Genomic DNA, 25,741 nt, shown 5'->3' on the forward strand with positions numbered 1-25,741 from the left:
CCCGTTCCACCATGGCGAGACTGCGCCCGTTCCCTCGCCTGGAGAGATTTCATGCTCGATGCCCCTTCGCGTCCCCTGGCCCGGGAGCTGTTGTCGCAGCCGAAGCTCACCCCCCTCATCCCCATGCTCTACGTCGCCTGGACGGACGGCGAGCTGACGACCGGGGAGCTGCGCGCCCTGGGCGCCGCCGCACGCGAACAGCCCTGGCTGGACCTCAAGGCCAGCAGCGTCCTGGCCCTCTGGGTGGATCCGCTGCGTCCGCCCCCGCCCCGGGAGCTGGCCCTGCTGCGCGAGCACATCCGCGCCACCGCCCAGCACTTGGTCGGCAACGAGCACCACACCCTCGCGGGCCTGGGCGTGCACCTGGCCCAGGTCCTCGGCGGGGACGCGCCCGTGGGCATGCCCCTGCCCCAGCTGGGCCAGGCCCTGGCGGCGCTGGAGGCCACGCTGGGCGTGGACGGCAAGGAGGCGGTGCGCTCGCTGCTGCCCCAGGCCTCGCGCACCGCTCACTCGGAAGCTCCGTCCAACGCGCCGTCCTTCGAACCCCAGGCGATGACGGTCGTGCTGGATCGCACCTACGCGAACGTGCGCAAGCAGGTGCGCGGCTGGTTGCAGGACGCGGACTTCCGTTACAAGGAAGGCCTGAGCACCACCGCCTACCGAGACCAGGTCTTCGACTGGCTCAAGCACCTGGCGGATGACGGCCTGGGGCAGCTCGCCTTCCCCAAGGGCCGCGAGGGCGGCGCGGACCTGGGCGCGTTCATCGCCGCCTTCGAGACGATGGCCTTCTTCGACCTGAGCCTCGTCATCAAGGCGGGCGTCCACTTCGGCCTGTTCGGCTCCAGCATCCTCTTCCTGGGCACGAAGCGGCACCACCAACAGTACCTCCCGAAGGTCGCCTCACTGGAGCTGCCCGGCTGCTTCGCGATGAGCGAGCTGGGCCACGGCTCCAACGTGCGCGACTGCGAGACGGTGGCCCGCTACGACGCGGCCACGAGCGAGTTCGTCATCGACACGCCGTCGGAGACCGCGCGCAAGGAGTGGATTGGCAACGCGGCCCGGCACGCGCGCATGGCCACCGTGTTCGCGCAGCTGGAGGTGGGCGGCGAACGGCTGGGCGTGCACGCGCTGCTCGTCCCGCTGCGCGATGAGAACGGCAAGGTGCTCCCAGGCATCCGCATCGAGGACTGCGGCGACAAGATGGGCCTCAACGGCGTGGACAACGGCCGGCTGTGGTTCCACGGCGTGCGCGTGCCGCGTGAGAACCTGCTCGACCGCTATGGCCAGGTGACGGAGGCCGGCGAGTACACCAGCTCCATCACCGGCGACTCCAAGCGCTTCTTCACCATGCTGGGCGCGCTCGTCGCGGGCCGGGTGAGCGTGGCGTGCGCGTCCCTGAGCGCGGCCAAGAGCGCGCTCACCATCGCCGTGCGCTACGGCGACCTGCGCCGCCAGTTCGGCCCCGCCGGCGCGCGCGAGGTGCGCCTGCTGGACCACCAGTCGCACCAGCTGCGCCTCTTGCCCCTCGTGGCCAAGGCCTACGCGCTGGACTTCGCGCTGGAGCACCTGGTGGACCGCTACGTCCACCGCACCGAGGACGACGCGCGCGAGGTGGAGGCGCTGGCCGCGGGCCTGAAGGCCTACGCGTCATGGAACGCCACCGCCACGGTGCAGGAGGCGCGCGAGGCGTGCGGCGGCCAGGGCTACCTCACCGCGAACCGGCTGCCGTCGCTCAAGGCGGACACGGACGTGTTCACCACCTTCGAGGGCGACAACACCGTGCTCATGCTGCTGGTCGCCAAGGGGCTGCTGACGGGCTACCGCCAGCGCTTCGAGGACGACCGTGTCTTCGCGGTGCTCAAGCTCATCGTGGACCGGGCGGCCACGGTGATGACGGACCGCAACCCCATCGCGGGCCGGCGCACCCACAGCGACCACCTGCGCGACAGCGACTTCCACCTGCGCGCGCTGCGCTTCCGCGAGGAGGAGATCCTCGCGTCCGTGTCCAAGCGGATCCGCAAGCGGCTGACGGCGGGCGTGGAGTCCTTCGAGGCCTTCAACCAGGTGCAGACGCACCTGCTGGCCCTGGCGCACGCCAGCGTGGAGCGCATCGTGCTGGAGCAGTTCCTGCACGGCGTGGCGGCGGTGAAGGACGAAGCGCTCAAGCCGGTGCTGGGGCGGCTGGCGGACCTCTTCGGCCTGTCGTGCATGGAGTCCGCCAGCGGGTGGTTCCTGGAGCACGGCTACCTGGAGGCCCCCAAGGCCAAGGCCATCCGCCGGGAGCGCGTGCAGCTGTGCCTGGAGCTGCGGCCGGATGCGTTGGGGCTGGTGGACGCGTTCGGCATCCCCGACTCGTGCCTGGCGGCGCCCATCGGCCTGGGGCGGCTGGCGCCCGGCGGTGAACGGTTCGACGACGGGGCGGCTGACGGCGCCCGCGACGGCTCGGCAGACTCGCGCGCGACATGAGGACACGTGCGTGGTGTTGGCTGGGGCTCCTGGGACTGGGGATGAGCGGTTGCGCGACGCTCTCCCCGGCGGAGCAGGCTCGGCAGGTCAGCGCGACCAACAAGGAGCGCGCCCGGCTGTTCACGGAAGAGGTCTACAACCAGAAGCGCCTGGAGCGCATCCCCGAGTACGTCGCGGCCGACTACGTGGACCGCTCGGAGGACGCGCCCCGGGAGCTGCGGGGGCCTGAGGTGGTGCGCACCCAGGCGGAAGCCGGCTTCGCGCTCTTTCCGGACCTGCGCTTCGAATTGCTCCACATCCTGGCGGAGGACGACTGGGTGATGGTGCGCTGGCGCGCGGTGGGCACCGACGCCAAGGGCCCCCCGGCCGCGGACGGCAAGCCGCGCCCGGTGACGCTCCAGGGGGACTCGCTGTACCGGCTGCGCGACGGCCGCTTCGTGGAGTCCTGGGACCTCACCGACCGGCTCTCCCCGCTGCTCCAGCGCGGGTACAAGGTCGTACCCCCGGACCCGTGACAGCGTCTTCCCATTGACACTTGCGCACCGGAACCCCCAGGGTCCCGGGCATGAAGATGAACGCCGGGCCCATGCGGGCCTCAGACAAGGCCCGTCAGAGCGCCTTCCGCACGGCCTTCCCGCCCCACGGCCCCCAGGGCGCGTCGTGGGGCGGCAGGCTCTTGCGACTCTTCGGTTGGGGCCTGGTGCTGCTCGGCGCCTTCGCGCTCGTCGTCGTCATCGACGGCTGGACCGCGTTCGGCAAGGGCGCGAGCGGCGCGCGGCGCGAGCGGATGGAGCGCTCGGCCCAGTGGAAGGACGGCGGCTTCGTCAACCCGGAGCCCATCATCAACCACTGGCAGGAGAGCTTCTCCAGCATGTTCCATGCGAGCCCGGACAGCAGCCCCCAGGCGCCGCTGACCGTGGAGCGCATCGACCCGAAGCGCTTCGCCACGCCCCCGCCGGGCGGGGTGCGCATCACCTGGTTCGGGCACTCCTCCACGCTGGTGGAGGTGGACGGGCACCGCGTGCTCACGGACCCCGTCTGGGGCGAGCGCACGTCGCCGCTGGAGTGGCTGGGCCCGAAGCGCTGGTTCCCGGCGCCCATCGAGCTCAGCGAATTGCCGCCCATCGACGCGGTGGTCATCTCCCACGACCACTACGACCACCTGGACTTCGCCACCGTCCGCGCGATGAAGGACTGGAACACCACCTTCGTGGTGCCGCTGGGGATAGGCGCGCACCTGGAGTACTGGGGCATTCCGGCCGAGCGCATCGTGGAGCTGGACTGGTGGGAGCGCACGCGCGTGAAGGGGTTGGACATCGTGTGCACGCCGGCCCGTCACGCGTCGGGCCGCTTCCTCCAGCAGAACAAGACGCTGTGGTCGGGCTGGGCGCTCGTGGGGCCGGAGCACCGCGTCTACTACTCCGGCGACACCGGCCTGTTCCCCGCCATGGAGGAGATTGGCGCGAAGCTGGGGCCCTTCGACGCGACGCTGATTGAATCCGGCCAGTACGGCGCGGGCTGGCCGGACTGGCACCTGGGGCCGGAGCAGGCCGTGCTCGCCCACCGGCTGGTGCGCGGCCGGCTGATGCTGCCCGTGCACTGGGGGCTGCTCACCCTGGCCACCCACGCCTGGACGGAGCCCATGGAGCGCTCGCTGGTGGCCGCGAAGCACGACGGGGTGAGCATCGCCGCGCCCCGGCTCGGGCAGGACCTGCTCGTCCAGACGCCGCCCGCCGTGCAGCGCTGGTGGCCGGAAGTCCCCTGGCAGACCGCGGCGCAGGCCCCCATCGTGGCCAGCCAGATTCCGCCCGCGACCCGCCAGGGACCTCCGGCGCTGCCGCTCCTCGCGGCTCCAGCCGCCGCGATTCCCCAAGCCGCCCAATGAGTGACGCGCGGAGGGCCGCGCTGCGCAAGGCCTTCCAGGCGACAGGCTATGTCGTGGCCCCGCATCCGCTCGTCGGGGGCGTGAAGCACGTGCTGCGCGTGGACGCCGTGCACCCGGCGCTGGACGCCGCGCTCACCGCGCACGGGCACGCCACCTGGGCCTTCCTCACCGCGTGGAACCCCCACGCGCGGTCGCGCTCCCCCCGGACCAACGCGGGGCTCCAGCGCACCCTGCGAGGCCTGCTCGAAGCCCGGGGCCAGCCCTTCGTGCCCGCGGTGGGCGTGGCGGAGGACCGGAGCTGGTTCGAGGAGAGCCTCTTCGTCCCCGGCCTGTCGCGCGACGAGGCGTGGCGCCTGGGCCGGCTGTTCCAGCAGGAGGCGGTGCTCTGGAGCCGCGTGGGTGGGGCCGCGGAACTCCTCGGGTGTCAGGATCCTCCCAGCCCTTGAAGCACGGGCTTTTGTCGTCCGCTTCACACAGTGCGGGACGACACCCATTCGGGACAGAGCACTCACTGCGGCGCCACGGGGCGGTGCCATGGTGCGCGCCTTTTCCAGGGGAGTCGTGTCCTGCGCGCCTCCCCATGACTGACACCAGGAGCCGCCTCGATGCAGCCTTCCGTCCCCTCCGCGCAGAACGCCGCGCGTCCCAGTGTCTTCCTCCTCGCCGGTGCCTTCGTCACGGGCCTGCTGCTCTTCATGCACGGCGGCTGCGGCAATCAGGAGTGCGTGAACGCCTTCGACTGCGAGGAGTCAAACCCCGCACCGGAAGGCCAGGGCTGGACCTGCGTCGAACACGTCTGCCAGGCCGTCACCTTCCCGCCGCCTCCGCCCCCGCCCGACGCGGGCACCGGCACCGACGCAGGCACCGATGACGCCGGCACCGGCGCGACGGTGTCCGTGAAGATCCTCGCGTTCAACGACTTCCACGGGCAGTTGGAGCCCGCGGGCGGCAGCGGCGGACAGATCATCCAGGCCACGCTGCCGGACGGCGGGGCGGACCGGGTGAACGCGGGCGGCGCGGTGTACTTCGCGAAGTACGTCGCGGACCTGCGCGCGAAGAACCCGAACACGGTGGTGGTGTCCGCCGGAGACCTCATCGGCGCCACGCCGCTCTTGTCCGCGCTCTTCCACGACGAGCCCACCATCGAGGCGATGAACCAGATGGGGCTGGACCTGAGCGCGGTGGGCAACCACGAGTTCGACGAGGGCGGCTCGGAGATCCTCCGCATGCAGGCCGGCGGCTGCCACCCGGTGAACGGCTGCCAGGACGGCACCGGCTTCTCCGGCGCGAAGTTCAAGTTCCTCGCGGCCAACGTGGCCACCGGCCCGGACCGCACCCTCTTCCCGCGCTACGACGTGCGCACCTTCGAGGGCGTGAAGCTGGCCTTCGTCGGCATGACGCTGGAAGGCACGTCCCGGCTCGTCACGCCCACGGGCGTGGCGGGGCTGCAGTTCAAGGACGAGGTGGAGACCGTCAACGCGCTGGTGCCGGAGCTGAAGGCGCAGGGCGTGAGCTCCATCGTCGTCGTGGTGCACGAGGGCGGGACGCCCGCGCTCGATTCGCTCTACAACGAGTGCAAGGGCATCTCCGGCCCCATCCTGGACATCGCCCAGAACCTGGACCCCGCGGTGGCGGTCATCGTCAGCGGCCACACCCACCAGGCCTACAACTGCACGCTGAGCGGCAAGCTCGTCACCAGCGCCGCGTCGGTGGGCCGGCTGCTCACGGACATCGACCTGACGCTCGACGCGAAGACGGGGCAGGTGACGAAGGCCCAGGCCCAGAACGTCATCGTCACCCGCACGGTGACGCCGGACTCCACCATCACGGAGCTCATCTCCCGCTACAAGGGACTGACGGCGCCGCTGGAAGGCCGCGTCATCGGCTGGATCGCGGAGACGCTCATCCGCGGCAACATGCAGCGGGACCCCTCCGGCCAGTCCACCATGGGCTTCGTCATCGCGGACGCCCAGCTGGAGGCCACGAAGCCCGCGGGCCTGGGTGGCGCCCAGATTGCGTTCATGAACCCGGGCGGCGTGCGCACGGACCTCGTGCGCGACCCGGCCGACCCCAACGACGTCGGCGCCGTCACCTACGGCGAGGCCTTCACCGTGCAGCCCTTCGGCAACACGCTGGTCACCATGACCCTGACGGGCGCGCAGATTGAGCGCCTGCTGGAGCAGCAGTTCCGCCTGGGCGACCTCACCCGCATCCTCCACCCGTCCGCGGGCTTCCAGTACGCGTTCAGCGCGGGGGCGCCCATCGGCTCCAAGGTGGACCCCGCCAGCATCCAGCTGAACGGCACCACGGTGGATCCCGCCGCCAGCTACCGCGTCACGGTGAACAGCTTCCTCGCCCCGGGCGGAGACAACTTCTCCGTCCTCGCGGAGGGAACGAACCTCGTGGGCGGCGGCGTGGACTCGGATGCGCTGGAGGCCTATCTGACCGCGAAGAGCACCCAGGCGAATCCGCTGCCCGCCCCGGCGCTCGACCGCGTCACCCGGCTGCCGTAGCCGGAAACCCGACGCTCAGCGAAACCCCGAGCCCCCGGTGGCGGGGCTCGCCTCGCTGGGCTGGAAGATGCTGGAGGTGGGGGGCATCTCGGGGGTGATGTCCAGGCGCCGGGAGCCCGTCACCCGCTGCGCCAGCTCGTCGAAGTCCAGCTCCAGCAGCTTGCCGGAGCCCTCTTCCGGAAGCGCGAAGCGGATCCGCCAGTAGTTGGGGCGGATCCGCACCGCCTCACCGCTCTGGGCCAGTACGAGGCTGTTCTGCCGGGCGTACTCCTCACCGGCCTGCACGACGTCGCGGTTGCCCAGCTCCGCCTGCACCGACTGCGCGGAGGGCGGGGCGGGAGTCCGCCCGCTGGGGCCGGTGGCACAACCAGCACCCGCCAGCAGGGCAGGCAGGAGAGCGGCAAGGAAGGAACGGGGGGCCATACCCGAACACTGGCCACGCCCGGGGCAGGTCACACTGGAGGGCTGCTTGCGCAACCCTCTGGCATCGCATGCCCGGCCGGAGGACGGCGAAGGGGCTGGAGTCCAGACACCTCCAGGCCTCCTGGGGAATCAACCGCTACTTGCCCGGCGTCGGGATGCCCGCGCGCTCCACGACCTCGTCGATGAGGCCGTACTGCCGGGCCTCCTCGGCGCTCATGAAGTAGTCGCGCTCGGTGTCCTTCTCGATGCGCTCGATGGTGTGGCCCGTGTGCTTCACGAACAGGCCATTGAGGTACGCGCGCAGGCGGAGGATCTCCTTGGCCTGGATGTCGATGTCCGTGGCCTGACCCTGCGCGCCGCCCAGCGGCTGGTGGATCATGATGCGGGCGTTGGGCAGGGCGTAGCGCTTGCCCTTGGAGCCCGCCAGCAGCAGCAGCGCGCCCGCGGAGGCCGCCTGGCCCACGCAGATGGTGGACACGGGGCACTTCACGTACTGCATCGTGTCATACATCGCGAGCGCCGCCGTGACGGAGCCACCGGGCGAGTTGATGTAGAGGTTGATGCCCTTGTCCGGGTCCTCGGACTCCAGGAACAGCAGCTGGGCGACGATGAGATTGGCCACATCGTCGTTGATGGGCGTGCCCAGGAGGATGATGCGATCCTTGAGCAGGCGGCTGTAGAGGTCGTACGCCCGCTCGCCGCGGTGCGTGGTCTCAATGACGAAGGGGACGTTCATGGCCCCCGTACCCTAATCGTCCCTGCCTCCGCGCGCTGCCTCCTTCTTGCCTGAGCGTGCGCTGGCCCACGGTTGGGCGGGATGTGGGAGTTCCCCCACCCCACCCGCCGGCCGGGCGGCCTACAGGTTGCCGGTCATCTTCTCCGGGCGGACCCACTGGTCGAACTGCTCGGCTGTGACGAGCCCCAGCTCCACGGCCACCTCCTTGAGCGTCTTGCCCTGCTTGTGCGCCGTCTTGGCGATCTTCGCCGCGTTGTCGTAGCCGATGTGCGGGTTGAGCGCCGTCACCAGCATCAGGCTGCGCTGGAGGTTCTCCTGGAGGCGGGGGAGGTTCGGCTCGATGCCCACCGCGCAGTGGAGGCGGAAGCTGCGCATGCCGTCCGCGAGCAGCCGGCAGCTCTGCAGGAAGTTCTGGATGATGAGCGGCTTGAAGACGTTGAGCTCGAAGTTGCCGGACGCGCCGCCCAGGCAGATGGCCACGTCGTTGCCCATCACCTGCGCGCACAGCATGGTGAGCGCCTCGCTCTGCGTGGGGTTCACCTTGCCCGGCATGATGGAGCTGCCCGGCTCGTTCTCCGGGATGTTGATTTCACCAATGCCAGACCGGGGCCCGGACGACAGCCAGCGGATGTCATTGGCCACCTTGAACAGCACCGCGGACAGCCCCTTGAGCGCGCCGTGCGCCTGCACCAGCGCGTCGTTGGCGGCCAGCGCCTCGAACTTGTTGGGCGCGGTGACGAAGCCATGCCCGGTGAGCCTTGAAATCTCCGCCGCCACGCGCTCGGCGTAGCCCGGGGGTGCGTTGAGGCCGGTGCCCACGGCGGTGCCGCCCAGCGCCAGCTCCAGCAGGTGCGGTAGCGCGGCCTCCAGGTGGGCCTTCGCGCGGTCCAACTGCGCCACGTAGCCGCTGAACTCCTGGCCCAGCGTGAGCGGCGTCGCGTCCTGCAGGTGCGTGCGGCCAATCTTCACGATGGACTGGAACGCCTGGGACTTCTGGGCCAGCACGTCGCGCAGGGCCTGGAGCTCCGGCAGCACGTGCTTCACCACGGCCTCCACGCCGGCCACGCTCATCGCGGTGGGGAACACGTCGTTGGAGCTCTGCCCCTTGTTGACGTCGTCGTTGGGGTGGACCTTGCGCGCCTCACCGCGCTCGCCGCCCAGCAGCTCCGAGGCGCGGTTGGCCAGGACCTCGTTGCAGTTCATGTTCGTCTGGGTGCCGCTGCCCGTCTGCCACACCAGCAGGGGGAACTCCTCGTCGTGCTGGCCGGCGAGCACCTCGTCCGCGGCCCTCACGATGGCCTGCGCCTTCTCCTTCGCCAGCGAGCCGTTCTCCTGGTTCACCCGCGCGGCGGCCTTCTTCACGAGCACCAGCGCGTGCACGAGCGCCAGGGGCATGCGCTCGCTGGAGATGGCGAAGTTCTGGCGGCTGCGCTGCGTCTGCGCGCCCCAGAGCCGGTCGGCGGGGACTTCGATGGGACCAAAGGTGTCCTTCTCGATGCGAACGTTCTTCGTGCTCACGGTGACGGCCTCCCCAGGCGGGAACGATGTCCAGGCGCTGGCGCTTAACACCCCCGCCCCTGCCCGGCAGGCCCCGGCGTGGGACGGATGCCACTTCTCCAACGCTCGGCAGCGGGGAGGCATGCCCGCGCAGCCCCGTCCGCCCCTCTCGCGGCGGACACGCCCGCGTTAGTGTCGCGCCGTGAGCACTCCTCCCCCCACCGGCACCATCCGCGCGCTCCTGCTCGCCCAGGAGCGCGGCACGCCCATGCGCCGCGTCCCCGAGGCCCGCGCGGTGGAGCAGCACGGCTTCGAGGGGGACCGTCACCAGCGACGCGCCGTGGGGCACAAGCGCCAGGTGCTGCTCGTGGACGAAGCGCAGCGGGCCGCCTTGGACGTGCCCCTGGGAGCGCTCAAGGAGAGCTGGGGACGCAGGGGCCAGCTTGCCCGCGTGCTGAAGGCAGGCACCGTGCGCGAAGGCGACCCCGTGCGCCTCTTGGACGTGAACCCGGACGCGCCCCGCGTCATCCGGCCGAAGCTGCCCTGAGCCGTCACCGGCTCCAGAGCTTGCCCAGGCTCAGCGGCACCGCGTCGAAGGGCGCGGCGTGCACCGTGCCGCTGCCCAGGTGCGCGGCCGACAGCTGCCACTGGCCCTCTCGCAGGTGGTGGATCTCCAGCCCTTCCGCCAGCGGATCAATGAACCACAACCACTCCACGCCCTCGCGCGCGTAGACGCGCATCTTCGGTCCCCGGTCCCAGCGATACGTGGAAGGTGACAGCACCTCGCAGACCCAGTCGGGCGCCAGGGAGAAGGAGGGGACGTCAGGCAGCTGGGGCATCCGTTCGCGTCGCCACGCCGTGACGTCCGGAACCAGGGCATCACCTGAAGGCAGGAAGCGCAGCTCCGGCGCATCGAGGATGAGCCAACCGCCAGGTCCATCCTGTCCCCGATCGAAAGGGCCATCCAGCCAGGCCCCCAGGCGCGAGGCCGCCCGCGTGTGGCGGGACGCAGGCCTCGGGCTGACGACCAGCTCCCCCTCGATGATCTCCCCCACCTTCGTCGGCGGCACGTCCTCCAGGTCGGCATACGTCGCCGGCCTCCCCTTCCCACTCCCGTTTCCGTCGCCCATGCGCGCAAGGATGCCCCCTACCCCTGACATCCTCAAGACACCGGCCGACCCGACGCACGGTGCCAGGAAGACAGGCCCGTGAAAACTCGTCAGCCTCGACGCACCTCCAGCAGCCCTGACCTCCTGCAAACGAAGCCAAACGCGACTACTTTGACTAATACAAATCACGCCTGCTTGCGTGACGGCGCGAGCAGAACCGTGACACACTTTTTCCAGTCAGTTTCACTGTCTCGGGGGGGAGCGTTGCATGGGCATTTCCTGGATGGGTTTGGCGCTGGCGGTCGGAGGACAGCTCCCTCCGGATGGCGCCGCGCAGCTCCAGAAGGTGGACCGGGTGATGCCAGCGCTGCGTCGGCTGGCCGCCGACCCCGAGGTGCTGCAAGCCATCCGGGCCCAGAACGCGCGCCGCGTCCCGCTCGCCACCGTCCAGCGGCTCGACGAGGAGTGGAGGGCCACCCCGGCGCTCACGCCCTTCAAGCAGGCCGTGCTGGACGCCCCGTGCAGGGGTGCGCTCCAGCGCCTCCAGCAGCGGCTGGGCCCGGCGATGGCGGAGGCCTTCACCATGGACGGCCAGGGCGCGCTGGTCTGCGCCAGCCGGCGCACGTCGGACTACTGGCAGGGGGACGAGGACAAGTGGCGCCTCACCCATGCCCGGGGCCGGGGTGGGCCGGAGCTGCGTGAAGCCCCCTTCTTCGACGAGTCCAGCCAGGCCTACGTCATCCAGGTCTCCCTCCCCGTCCGCGACGGCGCCCAGGTCATCGGCGCGCTCACCGTGGGCCTCTCCCTGCTGGACCTCTGACGTTGCTCGTCCCCCGGATTTCCCCCATGCACCTGCTGTCCGGCTTGAAGTTGAGGGGTCGCCTCACGCTGTGGGTCTGCCTGCTGCTGGTCGCGGCGCTCACGCCCGTCCTCGGGACGGCCGTCCACATCATCCGAAAGACCGTGGAGCTGCAGGTCCAGGGCGTCCTCCAGGTGGAGGCCCAGGGCCTGCGCGACCTCGTCGAGTCCTCGCTCCGGGAGCGAGAGACGAACGCGCGCGCGTGGACGGAGGACGCCATCCTGCGCGGCGCCCTCCTGTTCGGCACCTACGCCAAGAGCGACGCGGTGCTCGCGACCCTCAACGACCGGCACGCCAGCTTCGCGGGGCTGGTGCTGTTCACCCTGGACGGCCGCGCGGTCTCCGTCAGCCGGCCCGGGCTGCGTGACGCCTTCGCCGGCCACGAGCGCGACGTGCTCGCCGCGCCCTGGTTCCAGGCCGCGCTGAAGGACACGCTGGACCCGGCCACCCTCACCGGCGCCCTCACCCGGACGGACCCCTTCTTCGCCCGCCCGGTGATGCCCCTGGCGCTGCCCGTGCTCAGCCCCATCTCCGGCGAGCAGGTGGGCGTGCTCCTGGCGGCATATGACTGGGGCCAGTTGAACCAGGTGGTCGAGGGCGCGCTCCAGCGCTCGCGCGACCGGGGCCAGCGCAGCTTCACCCTGGACATCCTCGGCCCGGACGGCGCCCGGCTCTACAGCTCCCGGGCGCCGGGCCAGGCCCCGCCGGCCAAGGCCGTGCAGGCACAGGCAAGCTCCGACACCACCCGCTTCGCGGCGGGCCAGGGCTGGCGCTTCGTGGCGGAGCTGGACGCGGACGAGGCCTTCCTGCCCCTGAAGCGCTTCCTTCAAATCAGCCTGCTCGCGGCGGTCGCGCTCCTGGTGCTGGCCGCCCTGGCCGCGTGGGCCCTGGCGCGCAGCGTGACGCGGCCCATCACCACGCTGAGCGCGCTGGTGTCCCACGTCGTGCGCGAGGGCGACCTCACCCAGAAGGTGACGCTGCGCGACCAGCAGGACGAGGTGGGGGAGCTGGCGGCCGCCTTCGCGCGGATGATGGACCACCTGCGCGAGTCCACCACCAGCCTCCAGCAGGGCACCCGGGTGCTGGGCCAGACGGTGGAGGAGCTGACGACCGCCACCCAGCAGCAGGAGCGCAACCTCATCCAGCAGGGCACCGCGCTCCAGGAGACGCAGGTCACCGCGCAGGAGATCCAGCAGACATCCCAGCTCGCCGCGACGCGCTCCCAGGCGGTGCTCGGGCTGGTGGCGAAGGCGCGCGAGGTAGGCAGCGCCGGAGAGACGACGCTCGGCGCCAGCCTGGCGGGCTTCGAGGAGCTGCGCGACCACGGGCTGCGCCTCGCCAAGGACATCTCGTCGCTCAACGAGCGCACGAGTCAGATTGCCAGCATCACCCAGACGGTGAAGGACCTGGCGGACCAGTCCAACATGCTCGCGCTCAACGCGGCCATCGAAGCGGTGCGCTCCGGGGAGCATGGGCAGGGCTTCGGCGTGGTGGCGCGGGAGATCCGCAACCTCGCGGACCAGTCCATCAACGCCACCGGCCGGGTGCGCGAGGTGCTGGACGACATCCGCGGCGGCATCCAGGCCACCGTGGAGCTCTCCGAGGAGGGCCAGCGCCGCTCCGAGGCGGGGCTCACCCAGGTGCGCGCCACCACGGAGAGCCTGCGCGCGCTGACGGACATCATCCAGGACAACGCATCAGCGGCTCAGCAGATCGCCGCGGCCGTCATCCAACAGAACGCGGGCATCGCGCAGATCTTCACCGCCGTCACGGACCTGTCCCGGATGATGGATGAGACCCTCCAGGCCATGCACGGCACCCAACGCATGACCCAGTCCCTGCGCGGCGTGGCCGAGCGCATGGAGACCGTGGCCGGCGTCTGGCGCGTCCAATAGGCGCCGCGACTCAGACGCGCCGCTCCCAGCGCGGCGTGTCGTCCTCCACGGGCGCGCTGCCCACCTTGGACACCCAGTCCAGCGGCGCCTGCAGGGGAGCCCTGCCTCCTGGCTTCGCCGGGGTGAACGCCCAGACGAGCAGGTAGAGCCCCGCGGCCGACCCCGCCGACGCGAAGAGCATCACCACGAACGCCACCCGCATCAGGGCGACGTCCACGCCGAACTCCCGGGCCAGCGCCGCGCACACCCCCAGCACCGCCCGCCCCTCACCCCGGTGCAGCGGGACGGTCCGCGTGCGGCAGTGCGGGCAGCACGTCTGCTCCCCGGACAGCTCCTTCGAACAAGCCCTGCATCGTGTCGTGACGTCCATGAGCTGACCTCTCCGTCCGGGCCCCGCTTGGCGCATCGGGGGCCCCATCCCTACCTACGGAGGCCGCTCCCGGTGATTGCACCCCCCAGGACACGGGATTCCGGGGGGTTGCGTCCCGCTGCGTCACCGGATTTACAAATTTATTCAGAGCGATGTTGACATCCTTACAGGCAAGCGGCCTCTAATTCACCAAGACTTCCCTTCGCCCGTCGAAGGGGGCATCTTTCAGCCCGTCACAGCGATTTACAACGCATCTTGTCAGGAGCCGCCATGGACCCCAGCACCTCCCAGAACCCCCCGTCGTTCGGTCCGGGCGTGAGCGTTGAGGGGGCCTGGCATCCGGATTACGCGGCGGTGCTGACGCAGGACGCCATGGCGTTCGTGGCGAAGCTGGCGCGCACCTTCGGGGAGCGGCGCGAGGCCCTGCTGGAGCGCCGCAAGAAGGTGGCGGAGGCCTGGCGCAAGGGCGAGCGCCCCCACTTCCTGCCGGAGACGGAGGGCCTGCGGAAGGGCGACTGGACGGTGGCCCCGGTGCCCGCGGACCTCCAGGACCGGCGCGTGGAGATCACCGGTCCGGTGGACCGCAAGATGATCATCAACGCGCTCAACTCCGGCGCGAGCGTCTTCATGGCGGACTTCGAGGACGCCAACAGCCCCACCTGGGACAACGTGGTGCGCGGCCAGTTGAACCTGCGCGACGCCGTGCGCAAGAGCATCGCGTTCACGGCGGAGAACGGGAAGCAGTACGCGCTGAATGAGAAGCACGCGGTCCTCTTCGTGCGTCCGCGCGGCTGGCACCTGCCGGAGCGCCACGTGCGCATCGACGGCAAGCCCATCTCCGGGTCGCTCTTCGACTTCGGCCTGTTCTTCTTCCACAACGCGAAGGAGCAGCTGAAGCGCGGCACGGGCCCGTACTTCTACCTGCCGAAGATGCAGAGCCACCTGGAGGCCCGGCTGTGGAACGACGTGTTCCACCTGGCCCAGAGCGAGCTGGGCATCGCGCCCGGCACCATCAAGGCCACCGTCCTCATTGAAACGCTGCCCGCCGCGTTCGAGATGGATGAAATCCTCTACGAGCTGCGCGAGCACTCCGCCGGCCTCAACTGCGGCCGCTGGGACTACATCTTCAGCTTCATCAAGACGCTCCAGTCCGACCCGTCCGTGGTGCTGCCCGACCGCGGCCAGGTGACGATGGACAAGGGCTTCCTCAACGCCTACTCGCAGCTGCTCATCCAGACGTGCCACCGCCGGGGCGCGCACGCCATGGGGGGCATGGCCGCCTTCATCCCCATCAAGGGGGACGCCGCCGCCAACGACGCGGTGATGGCCAAGGTGCGCGCCGACAAGCAGCGCGAGGCGAAGAACGGCCATGACGGCACCTGGGTCGCGCACCCCGGCCTCGTCCCGGTGGCGAAGGAGATCTTCGACGCCCAGATGAAGGGCCCCAACCAGGTGGCCAACAAGCGCGAGGACGTGCGCATCACCGAGGCCGACCTGCTCAAGCTGCCCTCCGGCACCCGGACGGAGGAGGGCCTGCGCCACAACCTGCGCGTGGGCATCCAGTACACCGCCGCGTGGCTGGGCGGCCTGGGCTGCGTGCCCCTCTACAACCTGATGGAGGACGCGGCCACGGCCGAAATCTCCCGCGCCCAGGTGTGGCAGTGGATCCACCACGGCGCCACGCTGGAGGACGGCCGCAAGGTGACGGTAGAGCTGTTCCGCAAGCTGCTGGCGGAGGAGATGGCCCAGCTGTCCCGCGAGGGTGTGGCCGAGCGCTACGGCCAATCCCACGTCGAGAAGTCCCGCGCCCTCTTCGAGCAGCTGTCCACCGCGCCTGTCTTCGCGGACTTCCTCACCCTGCCGGCCTACGAGGCCCTGGATGCGGATGTCGCGAAGTCCTGAAGCCCCATTTCTTCCGAAGTCTTGAACCCTTTTCGACCCATTCACCGCAGCCCCTGAGGAGTTCTGGCATGTACGACGCGACGCCGACCACTTCCAACGATTCCCCTCACGCGAAGCTCCACGCCCAGCGCTTCGACGGCATCACCCGCAACTACACCGAGAAGGACGTGGAGAAGCTGCGCGGCTCCATCCGCGTGAGCCACACCCTGGCGGAGATGGGGGCCCGTCGCCTGTGGGAGCTGCTCCACACGGACGAGTACATCAACGCGCTGGGCGCCCTCACCGGCAACCAGGCCGTGCAGATGGTGCGCGCGGGCCTCAAGGCCATCTACCTGTCCGGCTGGCAGGTCGCCGCGGACGCGAACTCCGCGGGCCAGATGTACCCGGACCAGAGCCTGTACCCGGTGGACAGCGTCCCCACCGTGGTGAAGAAGATCAACAACGCCCTGCGCCGCGCGGATCAGATCGACCACGCCGAGGGCCGCAATGACCGCTACTGGTTCGCGCCCATCATCGCGGACGCGGAGGCCGGCTTCGGCGGTCCGCTCAACGCCTATGAGCTGATGAAGGGCATGATTGAAGCGGGCGCCGCGGGCGTGCACTTCGAGGACCAGCTGGCCAGCGAGAAGAAGTGCGGCCACATGGGCGGCAAGGTGCTGGTGCCCACCAGCCACTTCGTGCGCACGCTGACGGCGGCGCGCCTGGCGGCGGACGTGATGGGCGTGCCCACGCTGCTCGTCGCGCGCACGGACGCGGACAGCGCCAAGCTCCTGATGAGCGACGCGGACGAGTATGACCACGCCTTCATCGACAAGGCGGCGGGCCGCACCGGCGAGGGCTTCTACCGCATCAAGGGCGGCCTGGAGTGCGCCATCGCGCGCGGCCTCGCGTACGCGCCCTACGCGGACCTCGTGTGGTGCGAGACGAGCACCCCGGACCTCGCGCAGGCGAAGGCCTTCTCCGAGGGCATCCGCAAGAAGTTCCCCAACAAGATGCTCGCGTACAACTGCTCGCCGTCCTTCAACTGGAAGAAGAACCTGGACGACGCCACCATCGCGAAGTTCCAGCGCGAGCTGGGCGCCATGGGCTACAAGTTCCAGTTCGTCACGCTGGCCGGCTTCCACGCGCTGAACTTCTCGATGTACGAGCTGGCGCGGAAGTACAAGGACCGCGGCATGGCGGCCTACAGCGAGATGCAGCAGGCGGAGTTCGGCGCGGAGAAGGACGGCTACACCGCCACGCGTCACCAGCGCGAGGTGGGCACCGGCTACTTCGACCAGGTCGCCGAGGTCATCTCCGGCGGCAGCGCCAGCACCCTGGCCCTGCACGAGTCCACCGAGGCCCACCAGTTCTAGGCCGGGCCGCGGGTTCCTACCGCTGAGTTGAAGGAGGCCGCGCCAGTCCCTGGGGGAACATTCCCCAGGGATTGCGCGGCCTTCGCCGTTCCTGGCGCCGGAATCAGCAACTTTCCGGGGGGTCGGGCGATAATGGGGAGAACTTGAAGCCCCACAGGCGCGCCCCCGGGCGTGACTGCGACCGGGGCCTTTGACGGGAGCCGCCATGAACCGCATCACGTCCCTCTCCGGTCCTCGGGTGCAGCCGGCCACGACGAACACGGCCACGTCGGTGTCGGCCAGCCGCTTCGGCTCGCTGATGCAGGGTGTGTCCGCGCAGACGCCCAAGGCAGGCCCGCAGGTGTCGGGCGGCTCCGTGGTGGCGTCAGCGCTGGCGCAGGCCGGGGCCACGCCGCACGGCTCCTTCGTGGGCACCTATACGGGCGCCTCGGCCCAGGGCGCCACGGGCCAGCAGGCCGGCACCCAGACGGGCGCCGCCCAGCCCCAGAGCGAAGAGGCCCGCGCCCTGGAGGAGCTGGCAATCGGCTCCGCCGTCACCCTGTCCCAGTCCATCCTCCACATGGGCGGGATGAAGCTGGACATGGAGAAGACGTAGGCCCGAAACCCTGGCGGGGCTCCGGAGCCCGTCCCCGCCGGCTCAGGGCTTCTTCTTGTCGCTGTCGGCGTTGTACTTGTCGCGGATGCCGTCATGCCGGTTCCGCGTGTCCTTCCACGGCGTGTCGGCGTCGGTGCGCTGGCCGCCGTTCTGGCCGGTGACGTCGTTGAGCTCCTCGGCGCGCCCTTCGGCGGGCACCCGGTCGCCGTCCTCCTCGGGGTCCTTCTGCTTGGAGGGATCCAGCGGGATGCCGGCGCCGCGCTTCATGTATTCGTCCTTGGGGTCCATTCCGTCGCTCCTCCCTTGAATCCCCAAGGTGGTGACGGTGTCCCGCGCCGGGAGCGGCCGGGCGGACGAGCCCCGCCTCCCTCAGTTGAGGTACTTCGGCTTGGACGGCGCGGCGGGCGCCTGGGCCTTCATCAGCTCCAGCCCCTGGCGCGTGAGCATGAAGCGCACCGTGCCGGAGCCGCGCTCGGTTTCGATCTCCGCCTCGAAGGCGGGCCCGGCGATGCCGCCCAGGGACATGTCCTTGCGCAGGTTGGTGACGCGGCCGGAGAGCAGATCGCCGGCGACCTCGCGGGAGCCCTCGCCCCGCGAGTACAGCTCATAGGCGGCCTCGTGCAGCGTCATCGCCAGCGCGGGCGTGAGGGGCTGGGAGCTGAAGAGCACGGAGATGAGGAGCCAGTAGGGCGGCGTCTGTTCAGCCATCGTCCGCCATCCTAACGGTGCGGACCGGCCGTGTCTGCCGCACTTCAGGGCTCGCGCTCGGTGCAGCAGGTCCATGGCGCCAGTTCGAAGCGCTCGACGAGCACGTCCACCATGGCGCGCATCGCGGGGGAGACGTTGCGCGCGCTCGGATAGAGGGCGAACGCCTGACGCGTCACTGCGTACGGACGCAAGAGCTCGCGCAGCCCCCGCCGGGCGGCCGAGCGCAACACATGCATCTCCGGCAGCCTCGCGACGCCGACGCCGGCCACGGTGAGCTCGCAGAGCACCTCGAAGCTGTTGACGGCCATGTGCGGCTCGAGCGTCACCCCTTCCGTCTTGCGCCCGGCCTGGAAGGTCCACGTCGTGGGCGTCCGCGAGCCCGTCATCACCAGGCAGCGGTGGCCGGTGAGGTCGCGCGGCCGCTTCGGCGCCCCGGCGCTTCGCACGTAGGCGTCGCTCGCGTAGACGCGCAGGTGCTGCGGCGGGCCCAGGCGGCGGGCGACGAGCCGCGAGTCGGTGAGCGGCCCCACGCGCACCGCCAGGTCATAGCCCTCCTCCACCAGGGCCACCTGCCGGTCCGTCAGGTCGACCTCCACCTTCACCTCGGGGAAGCGCGCGGCGTAGTGGGCGAGCACGTCCCCGAGCACGGCCTGGCCCAGTTCCACGGGCGCGGTCATGCGCAGGCGTCCGGTGGGATGCGCTTGCAGTTCTCCGACGAGCGCCTCGGCGGCGTTGAGCGCGGCGATCGCGGGCGCGACCTCGCGGTGGTAGCTCGCGCCGATGTCGGTCAGCGTCACCGAGCGCGTGGTGCGCGACAGGAGCCGCGCGCCGAGGTGCTCCTCCAGCAGCGCGACGCGTTGGCTGAGGGTCGACTTGGGAATGCCGAGCGCCCGCGCCGCGCCGCGGAAGCTCGAGTGCTCCACCACCGCGACGAAGGCGACGACGGCGCCGGGGTCCACCTGGGGCATTGTCCGCATGGACGGACAGGATGTCCGCTGGAAGCCCCATTGTCCAAGGCCTGGGAAGGGCGGAGATTGGTGCCTCCCCTGCTCCAGGAGCACGTCGATGGACCTCTTCTCTTCCTATCGTCTGGGCAAGCTCGCCCTCCCCAACCGCGTCGTCATGGCGCCGATGACGCGAAGCCGGGCGCTGGGCGGCGTGCCCAACGACTTGATGCGCGCGTACTACACGCAGCGGGCCTCGGCGGGCCTCATCGTCACCGAGGGCATCGCGCCGTCCGCGAACGGGCTCGGCTACGCGCGCATCCCCGGCCTCTTCTCCGACGAGCAGACCCAGGCCTGGCGCTCCATCACCGACAGCGTCCACGCCGCGGGGGGGCGCATCGTCGCCCAGCTCATGCACGTGGGCCGCATCGCGCACGTGAACAACCTGCCCGCCGGGGGCCGCGTGGTGGGGCCGAGCGCGGTGGCCGCGAACAGCCAGATGTGGACCGACCAGGGGGGCATGCAGCCGATGTCCGCGCCCGAGGAGATGAGCGCGGCGGACATCGACGAGGCCCGCGAGGAGTTCGTGCGCGCCTCGCGCAACGCCATCGCGGCGGGCTTCGACGGCGTGGAGCTGCACGGGGCCAACGGCTACCTGCTCGAGCAGTTCCTGCACCCGCACGCCAACCGGCGCACGGATGGATACGGCGGCAGCGTGGAGAAGCGCGCCCGCTTCGTCCTGGAGGTCGTGAAGGCGACGGCCGACGCCATTGGCCCGGAGCGCCTGGGCATCCGGCTGTCGCCGCACAACACGTTCAACGACCTGCCGGCGCACGACGAGGTCCAGGCGCAGTACGCGACGCTCGCGCGGGGGTTGCGAGGGCTCCTGTACGTGCACGTGGTCGCCAATCCGCACGCAGGCTTCGCGGCGACGCTGCAGGCCGTGCGCGCGAACTTCGAGGGGCCGCTCATGTTGAACGGGGGTTTTGACCGCACCCGCGCCCAGGCCGCGCTGGAGGCAGGGCAGGCCGACCTCATCTCCTTCGGCCGGCCCTACATCGCCAATCCGGACCTCGTGCAGCGCATGCAGCGCGACGCGGCCCTCGCGGTGGCAGCCCAGGACAAGTTCTACACGCCCGGGCCCGAGGGCTACGTGGACTACCCCGCGCTGGCGGGGTGAGCGTCAGAGGAAGCGGCGCTCCCAGCGGCGGACTTCCTCCTTCGAGAAGCCGCCCCAGTCGTAGGGGTGCGCGTAGAGCCAGGGCTCCAGCACGCGGGCCAGCTCGCGGTAGTGCGGCAGCGTGTCGCCGGCTTCCAGGTCGCCGGCTTCAGGCACGGGCCCCAGGGACACCACCACGCGGTCCTCGGAGAGCGCCTGGACCGTCGTCGTCGGTGACGTCAGCCGGGAGCGCAGTCCTTCCGCGCCGCCCAGCTCCGCCAACACGGGCGGGCCCAGGAAGGTGAGCCACGCAGGGGGCCGCACCTGTGAGCCCAGGTACAGGGCCAGCTTCTTCATTCGCGGCAGGTCGAAACCCGGGTGACGCAGGGTCTTCTCTCGCAGGAGCGGAGTGAGGGATTGAATCCAGGCGCCGACTTCGAGCGACAGTCCGGCATGACCTGACGACCAGGGCAGCTCGCGTCCCAGATCGAGTGCCAGAGCGCGGATCCATTCCGCGCCCGGGTCCTTCAGGCACTCGATGGGCAACCAGAACTCCACGGCGCAGATGGTGTGGGGAAAGTCCTTGCGGAAATCAAGGAGCGCACTGCCCTGCCCGCGATAGTGGAAAGCGATTCCCGTGACGGAGTCGGGCCGCGCCCTCACCTCCAAGAAGGCAGAGGAACCCAACAAGCGGGTGCGAAGAAACGCTTCGCCCTCCGCATCCAGCGGCTGCCAGTCTCCCGAGTAATTCACGTACCAACCCAGCTGTCTCGGTTGGATGGCTTGACGGTAGCGCTCCAGGGCACGCCACAAGGCAGGAGCAATCTCTTCGTGAGGAGCCCGGATGTAGAAGGCAATGCTCACGCCCTCTCGCAGGAGGACCACCGACTCGCCCTCGATATCGATGGTTTCACGAACCTCGGGCACTCGCGGGGTCATCATTGGACTCCAAGGTTGGGAGATACCAGTTGGGGAGCCCGGTTCGTGTCCAGGAGCAGTTGGTAGACCTCTTCCTGGCTCTTGTCGGAGAAGGGATGTCCGGGAGCATAGCTGTCCCAGCTTGGCGGGTTGGACACCGGGCACGGGAACTTGAAGTCGTAGACCCGCTGGACCTTGAGCGGGTTCCCGAGCGCATGCAGCACCACGTCCGGGACGATGCTCGCTGTCAGCAGGTAGAACTGCCCGTCCCGCAGCCACTGGGCCACCTCCTCCGGGTCCAGCCACCGTGTCCGCCCCGTCGTCGCGTCCTTCAAGTAGCGCGGCTCCACGCTGAACCGCCCCGCGTCCGTGGCCCCCAGCACCCGCTGCACGCACTCCAGCGCCGCCGCGTGCTTCGCCTCTCCCAACTGCATCGCCCGCGTCACCTCGCGCCCCTTCGCGTCCAGCACCTTCTCCTCGCACAGCTCACGGCTGGTCCGCCGTCCCGGGCCCAGGAGCCGGTCGTTCACGTCGGAGTTCGCCTGCTTCGCGCACTCCACCAGCACCCGCTCCACGTGGGCCACCTCCGCGGCTTCCCACACGCGCAGCATCGCGGCGGCCTGGCCCGCCCGCGCGGCCGCCCTGGTCAGCCAGGGCAGGACCGCGTCCTCGCCCACCTGCGTCGCGCACGCCGGGTTGCGCAGACAGGCGTTCGTCGCCGAGTCCACCGTCTGCCCATAGTGCTGGGGCGCACTGCCTCGCGGACCCGCGCACGCGCTCAGCAGGAGGCCACACAGGGGAAGCAACCACCACGGTCGAGGAGGAGTTCTCACCCGCGCCTCCTCGCATGGAAGCGCTGACCCCTACAACCCGCCCCGTAAAACACCTCCCGCCCCGGCATGCCGGAGCAGGAGGGCCCTTCCACATCTCAGCTCCGGCGGCGACGCGACAGCATCAGCCCCATCAGCCCCAGCAGCGAGAACGCCGCCAGCGAACCACCGCTCGCCGAGCACCCACCCTGGTAGCGCTCGTCGCCCTCGTCCAGCGGCAACGGCTTCACCGCGGAGTCCGGCTTCGTCCCGCCCTGCGTCGGGTCCGGGTCCACCGGGCTGCCCGGGTCCAACGGCTCCGGGTCCACGGGGCTGCCCGCATCCACCACCGGCACCGGGTCCACCGGGGTGCCCGCGTCCACCACCGGCACCGGATCCACCGGAGTGCCCGCGTCCACCGGCGCCGGGTCCGGATCAGGCTGCACCACCGGCGGGAACACGTCCTCGCGGCTCGTCGCCTGGATGAACCCGTCGTGGTAGACGACGCCCACCGGCTTGATGGAGTCGTCCCGGTACAGGCCCATCTTCAGGTAGCTGCTCTGGCCGGCGTACATCGTCATGGCCTTCTTCTTGGCCAGCGCCTGCTTGCCGTTGTGCCACAGCTCCACGAAGCCCACCGCCGGGTCCGGCGACCACTTCACGTGGAAGATGAACTCGTGCCACACGCCGCGCTTCAGCGGCGTGCTCCACACCGTGCCGCTGTCGTTCACCGTCATGCGGATGACCTCGCCCTTGACGAAGAACTCCACCGGAGGCGACCCGCAGCACCCGTCGTGGTGCCACTGCGTGAAGAGCTGCCACGCGTCCACGCTGGGGAAGTCGTTCGGGAACATCACCTTCCAGCGGTACCAGTACTCCGAACCCACCTTCTCGCGGCTCAGATAGACGAGCTCGTTGCGGTTGCCGCTGGAGTTGATGGGATCATCGCCCTGCTTCACCGTGGCCTTCAGCGCGTACTTGCCTTCTGCCACCGGGCTCGTCACGAGCTGGAGCCGGTCCGAACTCACCATCTGGGTCGTGCTGAATTGCGAGCGGTCTCCCGTTTCAAAGTCACCCCGCCAGACGATTTCCGCCGCGGCGAGGCTCGGGAGCAAACACATCGCAAGCCAGAGGCTCAGTGCTTTCAATGATGAATCCTTGAGTAGGGGGCCTGGGGGGGGGGGAGCTGCGAAGCTTTGACGGCAAAGCTTCTACAGACAGTACCTCAAGTCATTCCCCCACTTCATTCCCTCTCAAGTTCATTCCAACATGCCTGACAACAGGGCATGCGGGCAGCCGAGCCCCGGCCTGTTCAATACATGTTTCACGTCGGGCGTCGCTCGCCCGTACCCACCGAGCGGGGGAGAGAGCGGTGTCCTGAACGCAACGCGTCATTGACAAGGGAGCATGCAGGAGGCTGACGGCCCGGGGGCGTGGTGTATGGTCGCGGGCCCTTCCGGCGCTCCCTTTCCAGGGCGCCCTCCGCGTGCCCCATGCTCGTGCTGCGAGACGTCCAGAAAACCGATTTGCCCGGCCTGAAGCGTCTTGCCGCGGTGCTGAACACGGTCAACCTGCCGAACAACGAGGAGACGCTCGAGGCCATCATCGACAAGTCGGTGAAGAGCTTCGCCGGCAAGGTGAAGGACCCGTTCGAGCGCGAGTACCTCTTCGTGCTGGAGGACGTGCGCAACAGCCTCATCATCGGCACGTCGATGATCATCGCCCAGCACGGCACGTACGAGGCGCCGCACATCTACTACGAGGTGAGCGAGCGGGAGCACTACTCGGCCTCGCTGGAGCGGCACCTGCGGCACAAGGTGCTGTCCATCGCGTACAACTACGAGGGCCCCACGGAGATTGGGGGGCTCGTGGTGGACCCGCCCTACCGGGCGACGCCGGACAAGCCCGGCAAGCAGCTGTCCTTCGTGCGCTTCCTCTTCATCTCCATGCACCGCCGCCTGTTCCGGCCGCGCGTGCTGGCGGAGCTCCTGCCGCCGCTGCTCCCGGACGGGCGCAGCCTCCTGTGGGAGGCGTGCGGGAAGAAGTTCACCGGCCTGACCTACCTGGAGGCCGACCGGCTGAGCCGCCAGAACAAGGAGTTCATCAAGGAGCTGTTCCCCTCCTCGGACATCTACGCGTCGCTGTTCCCGGACCGCGTGCAGAAGGTGCTGGGGGAGGTGGGCCCGGCCACGCGCGGCGTGCAGCGGATGCTGGAGCGGGTGGGCTTCCGGTACGTGGAGCGCATCGACCCGTTCGACGGCGGCCCCCACTTCGAGGCGGACACGGCGGACATCTCCCTGGTGCGCCGCTACCGCACGGTGAAGCTGTCGGACGAGGACTTCGAGCTGCAGGGAGATGACGTGCTCGTCGCCGTCGAGCGCGAGTCCGGCCGCAACCGCTTCCGCTCCGTGCGCTGCCAGGCCCGGCTGGACAACCAGGTCATCTACCTGCCGGCCCGCGCCAAGGAGATATTGGAAGTGAAGGCCGGCGCGAAGCTGTCCATCATTCCCTTCGAGTAGCGCGCACCACCCGCCACTCCCCGCGCAGCAGTGACAGCCAGCGCTCCCCGGCCTCCAGGCCGGGACCGTCCGGGGGGACCAGCGCCAGCGGCAGGTGCGTGTCCGGGCGCACTGCATCCAACGAGGTCGGATCCAGGTCCAGCGTCCCGCCCCCGCGCAGCGCCACCCGCACCCAGGCGTGCGGCCGGGCAGGGCCGCCGTCCACCACGAGCAGGCCGTGCACCAGCCCCACCCGCTGGCCCTGGGAGCGGGCCCGGGACGCGAAGCGCAGCGCGTGGGCCAGACACCCGCCGGCCTCGCCCTCCCCTCCCGCCCGCCAGTCCGCGGCCGTGGGGCCCTTGTCCGGGAAGGCCTGGTGCACCGACTCGGACAGCGCCCGGGCCGCGCGCGGCGTCCACTCCGTCATGCCCGGCAGCCGGGACGGAACGGGGGGGAACGCCCCGACCTCGCCGGGCTGTGGGACCGGCGCCGGCCGTGACTGCCCGCCCGGCACGAGCCTCAGCGCCCCTTCGGTGCCGCCCTCCACGGGCACGCCGTCCGCGAAGAGCTCCGGCGGCGCGCGCAGCCTGGTTCCCGGTGCCGCCGCCGTGAAGCGGGACTCGCCCACCTCCAGCGCCTGGAGCCTTCCCTGGCCGTCGTAGGTCGCGTGGAAGCGGGCGCCCAGCATCGTGCCGTCGGCGCTCGCGGGGCTCCGGGCCGTGACGCAGTGGGGGCCCTCCTCACCGGACAGCTCCTCGCGGCCCTTCACGCAGCCTTCGGGCGGCGGGCCCCGCCACAGCCACAGCGCCTGCGGCACCGCTTCGCGGCCCTCCACGCGCCCCGCGCCGTCGACCCGCAGCGTCACCTCGCGCACGCGCTCCCCGGCCCGACCTTCGCGCACATGGAGGTGCCGGCTGGTGTACGTGAAGCGCCCCGCGTCCAGGTCCAGCGCCAGGGTGACCGTCCCCACCGGCACGCCCCGCCACGCGAAGACGAAGCGGGCAGCCGTCCCCGCCGTGGAGCCCGTGCTCACGGGGTTTACCGGGAGCGCCAGCAGTGCGAGGGCAAACAGGGCCTTCATGGACGTCCCAGCATGCGTC

The 25,741-nt window shown here is 70.3% G+C and carries 25 protein-coding genes; 13 read left to right on the top strand and 12 right to left on the bottom strand.

Annotation, left to right across the window (positions count from 1 at the left end; all coding sequences use genetic code 11):
• Positions 1–51 precede the first annotated feature (51 nt).
• The 5 genes from D7X12_RS00475 to D7X12_RS00495 all read left to right on the top strand — a co-directional run bounded on the left by D7X12_RS00475 (position 52) and on the right by D7X12_RS00495 (position 6,864).
• Positions 52–2,466 (top strand): acyl-CoA dehydrogenase family protein, encoded by a 2,415-nt coding sequence (locus tag D7X12_RS00475; RefSeq protein ID WP_120623288.1) that lies wholly within the window; start codon positions 52–54, stop codon positions 2,464–2,466.
• A gap of 41 nt (positions 2,467–2,507) precedes the next feature.
• Positions 2,508–2,981 carry an ester cyclase gene (locus D7X12_RS00480; protein ID WP_244224262.1) on the top strand — a complete coding sequence of 158 codons (474 nt, stop codon included), beginning with the start codon at positions 2,508–2,510 and terminating at the stop codon, positions 2,979–2,981.
• A 50-nt stretch (positions 2,982–3,031) separates the two neighbouring features.
• The gene (locus D7X12_RS00485) at positions 3,032–4,351 is read left to right on the top strand and encodes an MBL fold metallo-hydrolase (RefSeq protein WP_244224263.1); all 1,320 of its coding nucleotides are present in this window, start codon (positions 3,032–3,034) and stop codon (positions 4,349–4,351) included.
• Positions 4,348–4,797 (top strand): DUF3293 domain-containing protein, encoded by a 450-nt coding sequence (locus D7X12_RS00490; RefSeq protein WP_120623290.1) that lies wholly within the window; start codon positions 4,348–4,350, stop codon positions 4,795–4,797. The genes D7X12_RS00485 and D7X12_RS00490 overlap by 4 nt, the downstream gene beginning before the upstream one ends.
• Before the next feature lie 159 nt (positions 4,798–4,956).
• The gene (locus tag D7X12_RS00495; RefSeq protein WP_120623291.1) at positions 4,957–6,864 is read left to right on the top strand and encodes a bifunctional metallophosphatase/5'-nucleotidase; all 1,908 of its coding nucleotides are present in this window, start codon (positions 4,957–4,959) and stop codon (positions 6,862–6,864) included.
• 15 nt (positions 6,865–6,879) lie between these two features.
• On the opposite strand, the gene D7X12_RS00500 is transcribed toward D7X12_RS00495, so the two are convergent.
• From D7X12_RS00500 to fumC, 3 genes are all read right to left on the bottom strand, one after another.
• Entirely contained in the window at positions 6,880–7,287 is a 408-nt protein-coding gene (locus D7X12_RS00500) for a hypothetical protein (protein ID WP_120623292.1), read from the bottom strand.
• Between the two features lie 136 nt (positions 7,288–7,423).
• Entirely contained in the window at positions 7,424–8,023 is a 600-nt protein-coding gene (gene clpP / locus D7X12_RS00505; RefSeq protein WP_120611264.1) for an ATP-dependent Clp endopeptidase proteolytic subunit ClpP, read from the bottom strand.
• A gap of 120 nt (positions 8,024–8,143) precedes the next feature.
• Positions 8,144–9,541, bottom strand: coding sequence for a class II fumarate hydratase (gene fumC, locus D7X12_RS00510; RefSeq protein ID WP_120623293.1), 1,398 nt, complete (start codon positions 9,539–9,541; stop codon positions 8,144–8,146).
• A 181-nt stretch (positions 9,542–9,722) separates the two neighbouring features.
• Here fumC and D7X12_RS00515 point away from each other — a divergent pair, with 181 nt between their 5' ends.
• Positions 9,723–10,067, top strand: a complete 345-nt coding sequence (locus D7X12_RS00515) for a hypothetical protein (protein WP_244224264.1) — start codon at positions 9,723–9,725, stop codon at positions 10,065–10,067.
• A 4-nt stretch (positions 10,068–10,071) separates the two neighbouring features.
• Here the strand turns inward: D7X12_RS00515 and D7X12_RS00520 are convergent, their stop codons facing one another.
• Positions 10,072–10,680 carry a Uma2 family endonuclease gene (locus D7X12_RS00520; protein ID WP_341868194.1) on the bottom strand — a complete coding sequence of 203 codons (609 nt, stop codon included), beginning with the start codon at positions 10,678–10,680 and terminating at the stop codon, positions 10,072–10,074.
• Positions 10,681–10,897: 217 nt separating this feature from the next.
• Between D7X12_RS00520 and D7X12_RS00525 the strand changes: the two genes are divergently transcribed.
• Together D7X12_RS00525 and D7X12_RS00530 are read left to right on the top strand one after the other, a co-directional pair.
• A complete protein-coding gene (locus D7X12_RS00525; RefSeq protein WP_120623295.1) occupies positions 10,898–11,449 on the top strand; it encodes a PDC sensor domain-containing protein in 552 nt (183 codons plus the stop codon).
• 26 nt (positions 11,450–11,475) lie between these two features.
• On the top strand, positions 11,476–13,383 hold the full coding sequence (locus tag D7X12_RS00530; protein WP_120623296.1) for a methyl-accepting chemotaxis protein: 1,908 nt from the start codon (positions 11,476–11,478) through the stop codon (positions 13,381–13,383).
• 10 nt (positions 13,384–13,393) lie between these two features.
• Here the strand turns inward: D7X12_RS00530 and D7X12_RS00535 are convergent, their stop codons facing one another.
• On the bottom strand, positions 13,394–13,753 hold the full coding sequence (locus tag D7X12_RS00535) for a PspC domain-containing protein (RefSeq protein ID WP_120623297.1): 360 nt from the start codon (positions 13,751–13,753) through the stop codon (positions 13,394–13,396).
• 270 nt (positions 13,754–14,023) lie between these two features.
• Here D7X12_RS00535 and aceB point away from each other — a divergent pair, with 270 nt between their 5' ends.
• The 3 genes from aceB to D7X12_RS00550 all read left to right on the top strand — a co-directional run bounded on the left by aceB (position 14,024) and on the right by D7X12_RS00550 (position 17,605).
• Entirely contained in the window at positions 14,024–15,655 is a 1,632-nt protein-coding gene (aceB, locus tag D7X12_RS00540; RefSeq protein WP_120623298.1) for a malate synthase A, read from the top strand.
• Between the two features lie 68 nt (positions 15,656–15,723).
• Entirely contained in the window at positions 15,724–17,010 is a 1,287-nt protein-coding gene (aceA, locus tag D7X12_RS00545; RefSeq protein WP_120623299.1) for an isocitrate lyase, read from the top strand.
• A 205-nt stretch (positions 17,011–17,215) separates the two neighbouring features.
• A complete protein-coding gene (locus tag D7X12_RS00550) occupies positions 17,216–17,605 on the top strand; it encodes a hypothetical protein (protein ID WP_120623300.1) in 390 nt (129 codons plus the stop codon).
• 42 nt (positions 17,606–17,647) lie between these two features.
• On the opposite strand, the gene D7X12_RS00555 is transcribed toward D7X12_RS00550, so the two are convergent.
• From D7X12_RS00555 to D7X12_RS00565, 3 genes are all read right to left on the bottom strand, one after another.
• The gene (locus D7X12_RS00555; RefSeq protein ID WP_120623301.1) at positions 17,648–17,893 is read right to left on the bottom strand and encodes a hypothetical protein; all 246 of its coding nucleotides are present in this window, start codon (positions 17,891–17,893) and stop codon (positions 17,648–17,650) included.
• Positions 17,894–17,974: 81 nt separating this feature from the next.
• Positions 17,975–18,313, bottom strand: a complete 339-nt coding sequence (locus D7X12_RS00560; RefSeq protein WP_120623302.1) for a hypothetical protein — start codon at positions 18,311–18,313, stop codon at positions 17,975–17,977.
• A gap of 44 nt (positions 18,314–18,357) precedes the next feature.
• Positions 18,358–19,290: a LysR family transcriptional regulator gene (locus D7X12_RS00565; protein ID WP_120623303.1), complete on the bottom strand. Its 933-nt coding sequence runs from the start codon at positions 19,288–19,290 to the stop codon at positions 18,358–18,360.
• Between the two features lie 88 nt (positions 19,291–19,378).
• Between D7X12_RS00565 and D7X12_RS00570 the strand changes: the two genes are divergently transcribed.
• A complete protein-coding gene (locus tag D7X12_RS00570) occupies positions 19,379–20,437 on the top strand; it encodes an alkene reductase (RefSeq protein ID WP_120623304.1) in 1,059 nt (352 codons plus the stop codon).
• Positions 20,438–20,440: 3 nt separating this feature from the next.
• On the opposite strand, the gene D7X12_RS00575 is transcribed toward D7X12_RS00570, so the two are convergent.
• The 3 genes from D7X12_RS00575 to D7X12_RS00585 form a co-directional block, all read right to left on the bottom strand.
• Positions 20,441–21,358, bottom strand: a complete 918-nt coding sequence (locus D7X12_RS00575) for a type VI immunity family protein (protein WP_244224265.1) — start codon at positions 21,356–21,358, stop codon at positions 20,441–20,443.
• Positions 21,355–22,167, bottom strand: a complete 813-nt coding sequence (locus D7X12_RS00580) for a hypothetical protein (RefSeq protein WP_120623306.1) — start codon at positions 22,165–22,167, stop codon at positions 21,355–21,357. The genes D7X12_RS00575 and D7X12_RS00580 overlap by 4 nt, the downstream gene beginning before the upstream one ends.
• A gap of 95 nt (positions 22,168–22,262) precedes the next feature.
• Complete coding sequence (locus D7X12_RS00585; protein WP_439329337.1) at positions 22,263–23,291, bottom strand: polysaccharide lyase family 20 protein; 1,029 nt, start codon at positions 23,289–23,291, stop codon at positions 22,263–22,265.
• Positions 23,292–23,636: 345 nt separating this feature from the next.
• Between D7X12_RS00585 and D7X12_RS00590 the strand changes: the two genes are divergently transcribed.
• A complete protein-coding gene (locus D7X12_RS00590; protein ID WP_120623334.1) occupies positions 23,637–24,662 on the top strand; it encodes an arginine N-succinyltransferase in 1,026 nt (341 codons plus the stop codon).
• On the opposite strand, the gene D7X12_RS00595 is transcribed toward D7X12_RS00590, so the two are convergent.
• Entirely contained in the window at positions 24,646–25,722 is a 1,077-nt protein-coding gene (locus tag D7X12_RS00595; RefSeq protein WP_120623308.1) for a lasso peptide biosynthesis protein, read from the bottom strand. The genes D7X12_RS00590 and D7X12_RS00595 overlap by 17 nt on opposite strands.
• Positions 25,723–25,741: the final 19 nt, after the last annotated feature.

Source organism: Corallococcus sicarius (assembly GCF_003611735.1).
GTDB classification, from domain to species: Bacteria; Myxococcota; Myxococcia; order Myxococcales; family Myxococcaceae; genus Corallococcus; species Corallococcus sicarius.